General features: G+C 57.8%; 12 protein-coding genes. 8 read left to right on the plus strand and 4 right to left on the minus strand.

What is annotated here, in order from left to right; all coding sequences use genetic code 11:
* The first annotated feature begins 223 nt into the window (after positions 1 to 223).
* Positions 224 to 1,030 (plus strand): NAD kinase, encoded by an 807-nt coding sequence (locus tag AC2FPW_RS07165; RefSeq protein WP_480485157.1) that lies wholly within the window; start codon positions 224 to 226, stop codon positions 1,028 to 1,030.
* A gap of 250 nt (positions 1,031 to 1,280) precedes the next feature.
* Here AC2FPW_RS07165 and AC2FPW_RS07170 read toward each other — a convergent pair whose 3' ends face one another.
* The 4 genes from AC2FPW_RS07170 to AC2FPW_RS07185 form a co-directional block, all read right to left on the minus strand.
* Positions 1,281 to 2,708: an amidase family protein gene (locus tag AC2FPW_RS07170; RefSeq protein ID WP_496813004.1), complete on the minus strand. Its 1,428-nt coding sequence runs from the start codon at positions 2,706 to 2,708 to the stop codon at positions 1,281 to 1,283.
* 88 nt (positions 2,709 to 2,796) lie between these two features.
* Complete coding sequence (prpE, locus tag AC2FPW_RS07175) at positions 2,797 to 4,686, minus strand: propionate-CoA ligase PrpE (protein ID WP_496813005.1); 1,890 nt, start codon at positions 4,684 to 4,686, stop codon at positions 2,797 to 2,799.
* Positions 4,687 to 4,917: 231 nt separating this feature from the next.
* Positions 4,918 to 5,307 carry a GFA family protein gene (locus AC2FPW_RS07180; protein ID WP_480898025.1) on the minus strand — a complete coding sequence of 130 codons (390 nt, stop codon included), beginning with the start codon at positions 5,305 to 5,307 and terminating at the stop codon, positions 4,918 to 4,920.
* A gap of 45 nt (positions 5,308 to 5,352) precedes the next feature.
* On the minus strand, positions 5,353 to 7,626 hold the full coding sequence (locus AC2FPW_RS07185; RefSeq protein ID WP_496813007.1) for an NADP-dependent malic enzyme: 2,274 nt from the start codon (positions 7,624 to 7,626) through the stop codon (positions 5,353 to 5,355).
* 189 nt (positions 7,627 to 7,815) lie between these two features.
* Here AC2FPW_RS07185 and AC2FPW_RS07190 point away from each other — a divergent pair, with 189 nt between their 5' ends.
* The 7 genes from AC2FPW_RS07190 (at position 7,816) to upp (ending at position 13,773) form a co-directional block, all read left to right on the plus strand.
* Positions 7,816 to 8,091: a hypothetical protein gene (locus AC2FPW_RS07190; RefSeq protein WP_267365812.1), complete on the plus strand. Its 276-nt coding sequence runs from the start codon at positions 7,816 to 7,818 to the stop codon at positions 8,089 to 8,091.
* Positions 8,054 to 9,157 (plus strand): cupin domain-containing protein, encoded by a 1,104-nt coding sequence (locus AC2FPW_RS07195; protein ID WP_267365810.1) that lies wholly within the window; start codon positions 8,054 to 8,056, stop codon positions 9,155 to 9,157. The genes AC2FPW_RS07190 and AC2FPW_RS07195 overlap by 38 nt, the downstream gene beginning before the upstream one ends.
* Before the next feature lie 91 nt (positions 9,158 to 9,248).
* Positions 9,249 to 9,641 (plus strand): cytidine deaminase, encoded by a 393-nt coding sequence (locus AC2FPW_RS07200; protein ID WP_496813009.1) that lies wholly within the window; start codon positions 9,249 to 9,251, stop codon positions 9,639 to 9,641.
* A gap of 4 nt (positions 9,642 to 9,645) precedes the next feature.
* Positions 9,646 to 10,953 carry a thymidine phosphorylase gene (locus AC2FPW_RS07205; protein WP_496813011.1) on the plus strand — a complete coding sequence of 436 codons (1,308 nt, stop codon included), beginning with the start codon at positions 9,646 to 9,648 and terminating at the stop codon, positions 10,951 to 10,953.
* A complete protein-coding gene (locus AC2FPW_RS07210) occupies positions 10,950 to 12,161 on the plus strand; it encodes a phosphopentomutase (protein WP_496813013.1) in 1,212 nt (403 codons plus the stop codon). Before AC2FPW_RS07205 ends, AC2FPW_RS07210 begins: the two co-directional genes overlap by 4 nt.
* The gene (locus AC2FPW_RS07215; protein WP_496813014.1) at positions 12,158 to 13,144 is read left to right on the plus strand and encodes an adenosine deaminase; all 987 of its coding nucleotides are present in this window, start codon (positions 12,158 to 12,160) and stop codon (positions 13,142 to 13,144) included. The genes AC2FPW_RS07210 and AC2FPW_RS07215 overlap by 4 nt, the downstream gene beginning before the upstream one ends.
* Positions 13,141 to 13,773, plus strand: coding sequence for a uracil phosphoribosyltransferase (upp, locus tag AC2FPW_RS07220; protein ID WP_480484262.1), 633 nt, complete (start codon positions 13,141 to 13,143; stop codon positions 13,771 to 13,773). The genes AC2FPW_RS07215 and upp overlap by 4 nt, the downstream gene beginning before the upstream one ends.
* Positions 13,774 to 13,776 lie beyond the last annotated feature (3 nt).

Genomic DNA, 13,776 nt, shown 5'->3' on the forward strand with positions numbered 1-13,776 from the left:
GCTGACGACCCAGCTCAGACCGGATCGAGCCAAAAAGCTCAGGATCGCGGTCCGACAAGGACTGGGTGAAAAATCCGGTGTCACGAAGATTGGCGTTCATTGGCGCTCCACATGGCTGGGTATAAATCTTGCGGATTTCCTATCGGAAACGCCACATTCGCAAAAGGCTTAAAGCGACGATTTGGCCTGCTGCGGCGTCAAGACTGGCCTATTGGGGAAAGGTATGTTTGTTTCGGAACCAAATGTGCAACACCGGAAACCACAAAACATGAAAAAGAGAATCGCCTTTCTCGCCAGTGAGGTCAAAGTGGCGCAAACAGCGCGCGACATCCTGGTGGCCAAATATGGTAACGTGGCACCTCGGGACGCAGATGTAGTGGTTGCATTGGGCGGCGACGGCTTCATGTTGCACACTTTGTACAATGTGCAGCATCTCGATACTCCGGTTTACGGGATGAATCGCGGCACGATCGGCTTTCTGATGAATGAGTATCACGAAGACGATCTGATGGCGCGGCTGGAGGATGCCGAGGAAGAGGTTATCAACCCGTTGGCCATGCAAGCGATGGACCAATCTGGAAAACTGCACGAGGCGCTGGCGATCAACGAAGTGTCATTGCTACGCGCCGGTCCTCAGGCAGCAAGGCTCAAGATCAGCGTAGACGGCCGGGTACGCATGGCCGAACTGGTCTGTGACGGGGCATTGCTTGCCACGCCTGCGGGATCGACCGCCTATAACTATTCCGCGCATGGGCCGATTGTTCCGATTGGTGCTGACGTTCTGGCCCTGACACCCATCGCAGCGTTTCGCCCACGGCGGTGGCGTGGTGCCTTGTTGCCGAAAATGGCGAAAGTCAGGTTCGATGTGGTCGAAGCTGACAAGCGCCCGGTCATCGTGGCCGCCGATTCCGTTTCTTTCCCGGATATCGACTGGGTTGAGATCAGGTCGGAACCAGCCATTGCGCACCGTATCCTTTTCGACCCCGGCCATGGGTTGGAAGAACGTCTAATATCCGAACAATTCACGTAAAATAGGCCATCCCCAAATTTTTCTCACGCCTGTGTGAAGCAGTTCACAGGAATTCCCTTAATGATTGGCTAATGTGAACTTGTCCGGAGAACACGCCAAGGTGGGAGTGAGTGGCCACCTAAACGGTGTTTTCGAATGGTTGCGCAGATTTTGCGCTGGCGAGGGTGGGTGGTGCTACGCTCGTCATCAGAAATCCGGGCTTATTTTAGCAGCTGGACCCCGGGCACAATGACCCGGGGTCTATTTTTTGTTACATGTGATCCCAAAGCGGGAAACACATCTGTCCCACGCGAGCTTCTATCGCGGCGGCGGCATCCACGGCCAAATCCTCGCGCCAGCGCTGTGCCGCGATCTGTACATTGATAGGTTGAGGCCCTTTGGGAAGGTTGGCCAATCGTGACGGAACGCAGGCTGCAGGCAGTCCCAGAAAGTTCATCGCATAGGAATAGACAGCGCATCCCAGAACATCATGCACGCCTTCCGCGCCTTCGGTGTCCCGGTCGGGTTTGAAAAATGGCTGTGGCAGGAAAGGGGACAAGACCAGCGGGTAGTCCTGCATAAACAGGGACCATTCACGGGCATAATAGCTGCGCTTGGCCAGCATCCGAACCAATTCTGTTTCAACGATGGGCGGGAATTCCTGAAAGTAGACGTCAAAGATGTCGCGGATGGTTTTGGAACCAGCGGCCTCAATGTCAGATTTCATCAGGGTCAACACTTCGCCCATCAAGGTCCGATACCCGATCCGGCCACATTCAAAGACATCGGGTGGATCGACCTCTTCAACGTCGTACCCTGCATCGACCAGCGCATCGCGCGCAGTGTCGAGGGCTTTTTCGACCTCGGGGTGCAGCGCATAGCCGAAGGTGTTCTTGGTGAATGCCACCTTGATCGGCTGGTCAAAACGCTCGCCGCGCCAGGGCATTGGTACGTGGAACGGATCCCGCGCATCGGTGGCGATCAGGCTGGGCATGGACAGGTGTAGATCCGCAGCCGACCGAGTGATCAGGCCCTGAACCGACATTGATTGCGCCAGCAATCCGCGTTCGGCCTTCTGACTTGGGTTCCACGCGGGAACGCGTCCCAACCCCGGTTTCACCGTAACCGCTCCGATGGCGGCTGCCGGAAAGCGCAGGCTGCCGCCAATATCGTTGCCATGGGCCAGCGCACCGACACCTGCCATCACGGCGGCAGCAGCGCCACCGGATGATCCCCCGGGTGAAATGTGCCGTCCCCATGGGTTGAACGTGCGCCCATGCAGGGGGTTGTCGGTGTCGGCCCTGAAGGAAAACTCGGGTGTATTCGTTCGCCCGATCACAATGGCCCCCGCTTTTTGCAAGTTGCTGACCACCGGCGCGTCATCCGGTGCGATTACGTCCTTCAGCGCAATGACACCGTTGGTGGTGGCGTGGCCTTTCTGATCGACATTCACCTTGATTGTTACAGGAACACCATGCAGCGGGCCGGTCGGCTGACCACTCCGCCGTGCAGCATCTAGCGACTGCGCGCGTTCCAGGGCCTCGGTGCGCAAGTCTTCGACGACCGCGTTCAGCGCGGGGTTCACCGCGTCCATGCGATCAATCGAGGCCTGTACCGCCTCGGTCGCGCTCAGATCGCCGCGTCGGGTTAAGGTGGTCAGCTCTGTGGCGCTGAGACGCCAGATATCGGTATGTGTCATGGGCCCTCACTGTCTTACAGCGACAGTAGGGGCCCAGATTCAGGTTGCAAGGGCGGACATGACATGGGCGGCCTGTGCCGCCCGATGGTTACTTAGCGTAACCAATTGTCTGCAATGCTTCCTTGATCTCATCAAGGATGGCAGGATCGTCAATTGTTGCAGGCATTTTGTAGTCCTGACCGTCTGCAATCGACACCATCGTACCACGCAGGATCTTACCGGAACGGGTCTTGGGTAACCTGTCGACGACAACAGCCAGTTTGAAGGCGGCCACCGGCCCGATTTTCTCCCGAACCATTTTGACGACTTCCTGAACCACATCGCCATGATCCCGTGTGGCACCAGCATTCAGGCACAGGAAGCCGACCGGCATCTGCCCCTTCAGCTGGTCCGAAACACCGATCACCGCGCATTCTGCCACATCGGGGTGGGCGGCCAGCACTTCTTCCATCCCACCTGTCGACAAGCGATGGCCGGCAACGTTGATGACGTCATCGGTGCGCGCCATGATGTAGAGGTACCCGTCTTCGTCAATCATCCCGGCATCGCCGGTCTCGTAATATCCGGGGAAGTGTTCAAGATAAGATTTCTTGAATCGTGCTTCGGCATTCCACAGTGTTGGCAAGGTGCCTGGGGGCAGGGGCAGTTTGACCGCGATGGCACCCAGTTCACCGGCCTTCATCGGGTGACCGCCTTCATCCAGAATTTGCACGTCATAACCCGGCATCGGTTTTGCGGGCGAACCCAGCTTGACCGGAAGCTCTTCGATACCCAGCGGGTTTCCGGCTATGGCCCAGCCGGTTTCGGTTTGCCACCAATGGTCGATCACCGGAACCTTCAGCGCGTTTTGTGCCCAGATAATTGTGTCAGGGTCGGCGCGTTCGCCTGCCAGATAGAGGGCCTGTAAATGAGACAGATCGTATTTGCCGATCAATTCGCCCTTGGGGTCTTCTCGTTTGACGGCGCGGATGGCCGTAGGTGCGGTGAAGAAGCTTTTGACCTTATGTTCCGAGATCACGCGCCAGAAGGTGCCTGCGTCCGGGGTGCCGACCGGCTTGCCTTCGAACACAATTGTGGTGTTTCCGTGGATCAGGGGCGCGTAGCAGATATAGGAGTGCCCCACGACCCAGCCCACATCGGAGGCTGCCCAGAACACGTCACCCGGATCGACGTTATAGACATTCTTCATCGTCCAGTTCAGTGCCACAAGGTGTCCGGCAGTGGGGCGCACGACCCCTTTGGGTGCACCCGTAGTGCCAGAGGTGTACAGGATATAAGCCGGGTCATTGCCATCGACCGGTACGCATTCAGCTGGTTCGACACCGTATTGGAAACCATGCCAGTTGAAATCGCGCCCTTCAATCAACTGGGCGACCTCTTGTTCCCGCTGGAAGATCACACAAAAATCAGGTTTGTGGTTGGCCAGTTCGATCGCACCGTCAAGCAGGGGCTTATAGTGAACCACGCGACCGGGTTCCATCCCACAGGACGCGGCGATGATTGCTTTGGGTTTGGCGTCGTCGATGCGCACGGCCAGTTCGTTGCTGGCAAACCCGCCGAACACGACCGAATGCACGGCGCCGAGGCGGGCACAGGCCAGCATCGCCTCAAGCGCTTCGGGGATCATCGGCATGTAGATAATGACACGGTCGCCTTTCTCGACACCCTTTGCGCGCAGCGCGCCGGCCAGAGTGGCCACGCGGTTGCGAAGCTCGACATAGGATATCTCGCGCTTGGTGTGGGTAATGGGGCTGTCATAGATGATGGCGGTTTGTTCACCGCGCCCGTTTTCCACATGACGGTCTACGGCATTCCAACAGGTATTGACCTGCGCGTCGCTGAACCATTCGTACAAGGGCGCATTGTCGTCGAACAGTGCTTTGCTGGGGGCCTTGACCCAATCGATCCCTTTTGCAGCGTTCATCCAGAACGCTTCGGGGTCAGTCTTCCAGCTGTCATAAACGTCCTGATACGCCATCTTGTCCTCCTCACAACGGCTTGGACATTGTGTTAGGTCGCTGAAAACATCCGGGCAAGCGTGACGCATGACGACGCGTCAGTTTATCGCAAAAAATTTGCAGATCAGCGGAGTATGACTTGCAAATTTTTGCAAAATTATAGTTCTAGCAGAGTTTTTGCCGCTACAGTGGAGATATTTGCAAAATAGCAAACTTTCGTGTGCAAATTTTGCGCCCCTTCGGGAATCAGCTCAACCAGCCGTTTTGGCGTAACGTGGCAGCTTGTCCTGAAGGTTCAGCCAGGGCAGGTGGTCGGCGTGGAACACGTGAAACTGTGGCGGCAGGGTCTCCGGGTTGTCCAGCGTTGCGGTGTAAAGATGAATGTTCACCGTATCGCGCGCTGTGCGATAGGCCATCTGGGTTCCGCATTTGCCGCAAAACAGACGTTCAACCCCTTCCGATGAGCGATAGATCTTTGGTGCCTGACCCAACCATCTGACCGCCTCATGCGGCAGCCCGAAAAAAGCCGTGACCGGCGCGGCGCAGTTTCGCCTGCAATCTGAACAGTGGCAATAACAGCTCCACGCGGCTTGGGCATCGCTTTCCCAATGCACGGCGTTGCAGTGGCAATGTCCTTTCATGCGCTTCCCCCCCCTGTTGGCGGGGGCGCCAGCAGCTGCCCCCGGTTAACCGTAATGCGCCACGGGTGTTCCTGCAATCGCCGCCATGTTCAGCAGACCGCGCGCGGTGATGGATGGAGTAACAATATGGGCCTTATTGCCCATGCCCATCAGGATCGGGCCAACTTCAATCCCGTCCGCCTTCATCTTCAGAATATTGCGTACGCCACTGGCAGCATCTGCGTGGGCGAATATCAGAACGTTGGCGGCCCCCTCTAGTCGCGACGCTGGGAAGATACGCGCCCGCAGGTCTGCATCCAAAGCCGCATCCAGATTCATTTCGCCTTCGTAGACAAAATCGCGCGGCTGCCGATCAAGGATTTCCAGCGCCGCCCGCAGCCGTTTGCCTGATCCTTCAGCCTGATTGCCGAATTGCGACTGCGAACAGAAGGCAATCTTGGGTTCGATCCCGAACCGGCGAACATGTCGCGCGGCGCCAATGGTGGTTTCGGCCAATTCTTCCGGCGATGGCAATTGCCGGACATGCGTATCGGCAATGAACAGGGGGCCATCTTCCAGGATCATCAGGGACAAGGCACCATGCGGGCGCAGTTTGCTGTCGTCCAACACCTGTTCGACATAGTTCAGGTGCCAGCGGAATTCACCAAATGTGCCGCAGATCATGCTGTCCGCTTCGCCACGATGCACCATGATCGCACCAATGGCCGTTGTGTTGGTGCGCATGATCGCCTTGGCCAGATCCGGCGTCACACCGCGGCGCTGCATGATCTGGTGGTAGGAAGTCCAGTAATCGTAATAGCGCGGGTCGTTCTCCGGGTTAACGATCTGACAGTCCTTGCCCGGACGAATGGTCAGCCCCAGCTTTTCACATCTGGTTTCGATCACATCGGGTCGCCCGATCAGAATTGGTGTTTCCGTCGTCTCTTCGAGAATGGCCTGCGCGGCCCTCAAAACCCTTTCATCTTCACCCTCGGCAAAAACGATGCGACGGGATGCGACGGCCGCGGCCTCGAACACAGGACGCATCAGAAGGGCTGATTTGAAGACCGACTGGTTGAGCTTTTCCTTATAGGCTTCAAGGTCCTCGATAGGGCGTTTTGCAACACCGCTTTCCATGGCGGCCTTGGCGACCGCCGAGGACACCACGCCCACAAGACGTGGGTCAAATGGTTTTGGGATCAGGTATTCGGGGCCAAAGGTCAGTTGCTCGCCCTTATAGGCAGCCGCCGCCTCGGCGCTTGTGGTCGCGCGCGCCATCTCAGCAATACCATCCACGCAGGCAATCTGCATCGCGTCGTTGATCTCGGTCGCGCCGACATCCAGAGCACCCCGGAAGATAAACGGAAAGCACAATACGTTGTTGACCTGATTGGGAAAATCGCTGCGCCCCGTGGCGATGATTGCGTCTGGTGCTACTGCACGCGCGTCCTCTGGCAGAATTTCCGGCGTCGGGTTGGCCAGGGCGAAGATGATCGGGCGGCTGGCCATTTTCCGGACCATATCAGGCTTCAGAACATTTGGGCCGCTGAGACCCAGAAACAGGTCGGCCCTACCAATCACATCGTCCAGCGTCCGCAAATCCGACTTCTGCTCGAACTGTGACTTGTGCGGGTTCATATCCTCGGCCCGTCCTTCGTAGACAAGCCCGTGAATGTCGCATAGCCATATGTTTTCGCGCTTCACACCCAGCTTGACCAGCATGGTCAGGCACGCGATCCCGGCAGCCCCGCCGCCGGTCGACACGACTTTGATGTCCTCAAATGACTTTCCGGCCACATGCAGCGCATTCTTGGCCGCAGCACCGACCACAATAGCGGTTCCATGCTGGTCGTCATGGAAAACCGGGATGTTCATACGCTCCCGGCAGAGCTTTTCGACGATGAAGCAATCAGGGGCCTTGATGTCTTCAAGGTTAATGGCGCCAAATGTTGGTTCAAGGGCACAGACGATATCCGCAAGCTTTTCGGGATCGGGCTGATCGACCTCGATATCAAAACAGTCAATACCTGCGAATTTCTTGAAAAGGACGGCCTTGCCTTCCATAACCGGCTTCGAAGCGAGTGCTCCGATATTCCCCAGGCCAAGCACCGCGGTGCCGTTTGAAACCACGGCGACAAGATTGCCGCGCGCCGTGTAACGTTCCGCATTGGCTGCATCGGCCTTGATTTCAAGGCTGGCCTCGGCCACGCCGGGCGAATAGGCGCGGGCCAGATCGCGCCCGTTGGCCATCGGTTTGGTAGCCTTGATCTCAAGCTTTCCGGGTTTGGGAAATTCATGATATTCGAGCGCAGCTTGTCGCAGGCTGGGGGTGTCAGACATCGGCGATTCAGCTCCCATTGAGAATTTGATTTAGCCTTAAACTATTTTTTTGGACTTGGCTACGCTACGTAACTCTGCCGTGATGTCGCAACCGTGAATTCGGATTGATATTGTCTGAGTTCATTTTCGCCTTTTCACATTGTGACGACCAAGATCACTCTGGCAAGGCCGTTGTGACATTCAGAACTGATGACCCGGCTGGTAACGAACGAGGGATCATTAGGTTGGATGTTGGTTGCAGCGGTGTTGGGCGGTTGTCGTCACCCAGATTTGGTCGAGTTCATCACGCTGAACGGCGGAGTTTTACCTGTGATTATTGAAATGCGCTTCTTCGTTATGGAAGAAATGCCGGAGATGTTCTTTTCGATTGGCATTTTGACCTCTGTTCTGATCGGATGGCCAAAGTTGCAATTCGAAGAGAATACTGATGACCAAGACATCCGATCTGGCGAAAACGCACGCTGAGATTCGCCTGCCCACACAGGAAATTCGCGACGACATCCCTTTTTACACAAAAAAACTGGGGATGAAGATGGACATGATTTATCCCGCTGACGATCCGCGCGTCGCGGTGTTTTCGGGGCATGGCGTGCGGTTGCGCATTGAAAAAGACGCACCGGAAAGTCCGGGAACATTGCGTATCCTGACGGATGATCCGTCTGATTTCGCGGGTGGTGAACGCGTTCTTGTAGCCCCGAATGGCACCCGAATCGAAATTGAAGAACGAAATCCGCCACTGGTGATGCCAGAGACCGTGCATTCCTTTGTCGTGCGCAGGCTCAAGGACCAGGCCCCCTGGATCATTGGCCGGGCCGGGATGCACTATCGCGATCTGGTCCCGGATCGGCTGGGCGGGTCGATTATTGCCAGCCATATCCGCATTCCCGATGGTGGACCGGTTCCGGACATGGTGCATTTTCACAAGGTCGGGTTTCAGCTGATCTTTTGCATCCATGGCTGGGTGGATGTGGTCTATGAGGATCAGGGCGAGAAAATGCGTCTGACAGCGGGGGACTGCTTTATTCAACCTCCGGAAATCCGGCACCGCGTTCTCGAAGCATCTGATAATGTTCAGGTCATTGAGATCGGAGTGCCGGCTGAGCATGTCACAGAGATCGACCATGACATGACACTTCCCACTCCGCACATCCGCCCGGACCGCGAATGGCAGGGGCAACGCTTTGTCTATAATCAGGCCAAGGGTGCCGAGTGGATGCCCTTCCGCCTGCCGGGGTACATCTGCCGCGACACCACGATTGCCGAGAACACCAAGGGTGTCGCTGGGGTGCAGGTTGTGCGCAAAGGATCGGGTGATCCGGAATGGGCCAGCCATGACACCGACATTCACTTTACCTTTGTGATGGACGGCGAGGTCACCCTGGAAGGAGAGGGGCGCGATCCCTACCGGCTGGAGCAAGGGGATGCTTTTGTCATTCCACCTGGGATGCGCACACGGCTGTCCGACCCAACAGACAATATCGAATTGTTGGAAGTCACCTTACCCGGTACCTTCAACACAACGCTGGGTTAAGCGAAAAACATGGGGCAGGGGCTTCAAATTCCCCGCCTTAATACGTTAGCGTGCAAATTTCTGACCAGATGATCAAAAATGAGGAATCGCCATGTCGCTGAAAGACGCTGCCTTGTCTGTCCGGGAAAACGCCTACGCGCCATATTCGAACTTCAAAGTTGGCGCAGCGCTTCGGTCTTCTTCGGGTCATGTCTTTTCCGGGTGCAACGTCGAGAATGTGGCCTATCCCGAGGGGACCTGCGCGGAAGCAGGTGCAATTGCCGCAATGGTGGCCGCGGGCGAGCAGGAACTGACCGAGGTCTACGTGGTTGCCTCCAGCCCTCAGCCTGTGCCGCCTTGCGGTGGATGCCGTCAGAAGCTGGCCGAGATTGGCAAGCGCGATGTAAAGGTTACTCTGGCAACCGTCGATGGTGCGGAGTTTGAGACAACCATCGAAGATTTGCTGCCGGGTGCGTTCGACGCGTCGCACATGGAGGATGTCTGAACGCATGGACGCCCGTTCAATCATAGCCAAACTGCGCAGGCACGAAGTCCCAGGCCGCGACGAACTGATCTGGTTCGCGCAAGGGTTGGCAGACGGCAGCGTCAGCGATGCGCAGGCCGGGGCGTTTGCCATGGCCGTCTGTATGGGCGGGCTGGGTCCTCAGGGGCGTGCGGACTTGACGATTGCGATGCGCGATAGCGGCGATGTTCTCGGTTGGGATGTGGACGGGCCGGTGATCGACAAGCACTCGACCGGTGGGGTCGGGGACTGCGTCAGCCTTGTGCTGGCTCCGGCGCTGGCGGAATGTGGTGCGTATGTGCCGATGATCTCGGGTCGGGGTTTGGGGCACACGGGTGGAACATTGGACAAGCTCGAGGCGATTCCGGGTGTCAGCACTCAGATCAGTCAGGACCGACTTGCGCAGATATTGCGCGAAACGGGTGCGGCTATCGTCGGCGCGACGGGCCAGATTGCACCGGCGGACAAGCGGCTTTATGCGGTGCGGGACGTGACGTCGACGGTCGAAAGTCTGGATCTGATCACAGCGTCGATCCTGTCCAAAAAGCTGGCGGCCAGCCCGGATGCGTTGGTTCTTGACGTCAAGGTTGGCAGCGGTGCCTTTATGAAAACAATTGAGGATGCCCGCAAGCTGGCCACAGCATTGACCGAGACTGCGAACGCGGCTGGGTGCCGGACTTCGGCGGTGATCACGGACATGAACCAGCCTTTGGCCCCGGCGCTGGGCAATGCACTGGAGGTCGCCGAAGTGATGAAGGTTCTGACCGGTCCTGGCGCTTCGCCACTGGTGGACATTTCTGCCGAGTTGGGCGGCGTCCTGCTGGCCGATGCAGGCATGTGCATCTCGGTCGAGGAGGGGCGTGAGCAGATCGCCAAGATCATCCGTGACGGTCGCGCCGCCGAACGGTTTGGCCGCATGATGGCAGCGGTTGGTGGTCCTGTGAAATTCGTCGATACCTGGACCCGTTTCCTACCTGAGGCGAGCGTTATTCAGGAGGTTCCTGCCCTCGAAGACGGTTACATCTCCGCCATCGACGGAGAGGCGCTGGGCCTTGCGGTCGTCGCGCTGGGTGGCGGCCGCCAGGTCGAAAGTGATGAGATCGATCCTGCAGTAGGAATATCCAACATCCTCAGGCTGGGGGATCGTGTTTCAAAAGGTTCACCCATTGCCGTGGTCCACGCTGCACGGGAAGACGCTGCACGGCGGGCAGCGGAAACTGTTCTGAGCGCGATGACAATCAGCGATACAGTTCCAAAGCTGCCCGATCTGATCCACGAAAGGATCAGCGTATGAGCCGAGCGTTTCTTGTCGTCATGGATTCCGTCGGAATAGGCGGGGCACCTGATGCAGACCGGTTTTTCAACGGTGATGTTCCGGATGCCGGGGCAAACACGCTGGCCCATATCGCCCAAGCCTGCGCGGAAGGCCGCGCAGAAGACGGGCGCACCGGCCCGTTGCACCTGCCCAACCTGGACGCGCTGGGTCTGGGCGCGGCTGTGCGGCTGGCGTCTGGAGACGCCACTCCGGGCCTCGATGCCAAACCTGCTGGACTATGGGGCTGCGCGCGTGAGCATTCGCCGGGTAAGGACACGCCCTCAGGCCACTGGGAACTGGCGGGCCTGCCGGTGCCTTGGGATTGGAATTACTTTCCAAACACGGTTCCGGCTTTTCCAGCGGAACTGAGTCGCGCGGCAGCCGAAGCTGCTGGGACCGAAGGCATTCTTGGTGACTGCCACGCGTCCGGGACAGCGATCATAGCCGAACTGGGTGCCGAACATATGCGCACCGGTTGGCCGATCTGCTACACATCCGCTGACAGTGTGTTTCAGATCGCGGCCCATGAGGAAAGCTTTGGGCTTGAGCGGTTGTTGGACATGTGCCGCGCGCTTGCTCCGCGATTGCACCAGATGAGAGTGGGGCGTGTCATCGCGCGCCCCTTTGTCGGAACGCCTGAGACGGGGTTCGAACGGACGACCAATCGCAAGGATTTCGCCATTCTGCCCCCGGCACCGGTGCTGACCAACTGGGTGCAGGATGCAGGGCGACGGGTTCATGCAGTGGGCAAGATCGGCGACATCTTCTCGATGCAGGGGATCGACACGCTGCGCAAAGGGTCGGATGCCCAGCTGATGCAGCACCTGTCTGATCTTGTGGGCGAGGCGGAAGAGGGCAGTCTGACCTTCGCCAACTTTGTCGAATTTGACAGCCTTTATGGGCATCGCCGCGACATCAGCGGCTATGCCCGAGCGTTGGAATGGTTTGACCGCGAGATCGGGGGTATCCTGAAGAAACTTCGACCAGGCGATCTGTTGCTGTTAACAGCTGATCATGGCAATGATCCAAGCTGGACCGGAACGGATCACACCCGTGAACAGGTTCCGGTTCTGATTGCGGGGCAGGGTGCGGGACAGATCTGGCAAGTGGATTTTGCCGATATTGCGGCCAGCATTGCCCACCATCTGAACATTCCGGCGCAAGGGCCGGGAAGGAACTTTTTATGAGCGTTGCAGACCTGCCCAAATTTGAACTGCATCTTCACCACGAAGGCGCGGCACCTCCGGCTTTCATCCGCCAGCTTGCCCACGAAAAACGCGTTGACCTGAGCGGTATCTTCAAGCCAGACGGATCTTATGATTTTCGTGATTTCGCGCATTTCCTGAGTGTGTACGAAACCGCTTGCGAAGTTCTGAAAACGCCCGAAGACTTCCGGAGGCTGACATTGGCCATTCTTGAGGAAAGCGCTGAAAATGGCGTGGTTTATTCCGAGACCTTCCTCAGCCCTGATTTTTGCGGCGGTGGCGACCTGCATGCGTGGCGGGATTATCTGAACGCTATTCAGGATGCGGCAGACGAAGCCGAGCGTAAATTCGATATCACCTTGCGCGGTGTCGTTACCTGTGTCCGCCATTTTGGTCCCGAACAAGCCAGGCGGAGTGCCCATTGTGCGGCCGAGACCGCCGGAAACTGGATCACCGGTTTCGGCATGGGCGGCAACGAAGCCATTGGCACGCAGGGCGACTTCAAATGGTCTTTCGATTGCGCCCGCGAAGCCGGGCTGCGCCTGACCACGCATGCAGGTGAGTTTGGCGGCCCTGACAGTGTGCGCGACGCTGTGCGCGATCTGGGGGTTGAGCGTATCGGGCACGGCGTCCGCGCCATCGAAGACTTTGATCTTGTTCGTGAACTGGTTGACCGGGAAATCACGCTTGAGGTGTGTCCGGGTTCGAATGTGGTTCTGGGTCTTTTCCCTGATTTTGCTGCCCACCCCATCGCGAAACTGCGCGATGCGGGCGTAAAGGTTACGATTTCCACCGACGATCCTCCGTTTTTTCACACGACCATGCGGCGGGAATATGAGATGTTGAACGCGGCGTTCGGCTGGGAGGCCGGGGATTTTGCGGCATTGAATGAGACGGCCCTGAACGCGGCCTTCTGTGATGATGACACCCGCGCGCGGGTCAAGAAAAGATTGGAGAACACATGAGCGAACACCTGACCGTCGTTGATCACCCGCTGGTGCAACACAAGCTGACGCTCATGCGGGACAAGGGCACCTCGACCGCCGGATTCCGGCAGTTGTTGCGTGAAATCACATTGCTGCTGGCCTACGAGGTCACGCGCGACATTCCCCTTACCACGCGCAATATCGAAACGCCGATGGAAGAAATGGACGCCCCCATACTGGCAGGTAAGAAAATGGCGCTGGTGTCGATCCTTCGCGCCGGAAACGGGATGCTGGACGGGGTGCTTGAACTTGTACCTTCAGCACGCGTCGGTTTCGTGGGGCTGTATCGCGACGAAGAAACGCTGAAACCCGTACAGTATTATTTCAAGGCACCAGAGAGCCTGAAGGACCGTTTGGTCATTGCGGTGGATCCGATGCTGGCGACCGGCAACAGCTCGGCCGCGGCCATTGACCTGCTGAAACAGGCCGGGGCGACGGATATTCGCTTTCTTTGCCTGTTGGCGGCACCCGAAGGTGTCGCGCGGATGAAGGAAGCACACCCTGACGTGCGTATTGTCACGGCAGCGCTGGACCGCGAGTTGAACTCGAAAGGTTACATCATGCCCGGTCTGGGGGATGCCGGTGACCGGATGTTCGGAACCAAGTGATCC

This window comes from Ruegeria sp. SATB027 (assembly GCF_059613825.1).

Bases quoted from the DNA above. Each gene is read 5' to 3' on its own strand.
- AC2FPW_RS07195 (WP_267365810.1), top strand. From the start codon at position 8,054: ATGACCAAGACATCCGATCTGGCGAAAACGCACGCTGAGATTCGCCTG.
- AC2FPW_RS07215 (WP_496813014.1), top strand. From the start codon at position 12,158: ATGAGCGTTGCAGACCTGCCCAAATTTGAACTGCATCTTCACCACGAA.
- AC2FPW_RS07210 (WP_496813013.1), top strand. From the start codon at position 10,950: ATGAGCCGAGCGTTTCTTGTCGTCATGGATTCCGTCGGAATAGGCGGG.
- AC2FPW_RS07185 (WP_496813007.1), bottom strand. From the start codon at position 7,626: ATGTCTGACACCCCCAGCCTGCGACAAGCTGCGCTCGAATATCATGAA.
- AC2FPW_RS07200 (WP_496813009.1), top strand. From the start codon at position 9,249: ATGTCGCTGAAAGACGCTGCCTTGTCTGTCCGGGAAAACGCCTACGCG.
- upp (WP_480484262.1), top strand. From the start codon at position 13,141: ATGAGCGAACACCTGACCGTCGTTGATCACCCGCTGGTGCAACACAAG.
- AC2FPW_RS07170 (WP_496813004.1), bottom strand. From the start codon at position 2,708: ATGACACATACCGATATCTGGCGTCTCAGCGCCACAGAGCTGACCACC.
- AC2FPW_RS07165 (WP_480485157.1), top strand. From the start codon at position 224: ATGTTTGTTTCGGAACCAAATGTGCAACACCGGAAACCACAAAACATG.
- prpE (WP_496813005.1), bottom strand. From the start codon at position 4,686: ATGGCGTATCAGGACGTTTATGACAGCTGGAAGACTGACCCCGAAGCG.
- AC2FPW_RS07190 (WP_267365812.1), top strand. From the start codon at position 7,816: ATGACCCGGCTGGTAACGAACGAGGGATCATTAGGTTGGATGTTGGTT.
- AC2FPW_RS07205 (WP_496813011.1), top strand. From the start codon at position 9,646: ATGGACGCCCGTTCAATCATAGCCAAACTGCGCAGGCACGAAGTCCCA.
- AC2FPW_RS07180 (WP_480898025.1), bottom strand. From the start codon at position 5,307: ATGAAAGGACATTGCCACTGCAACGCCGTGCATTGGGAAAGCGATGCC.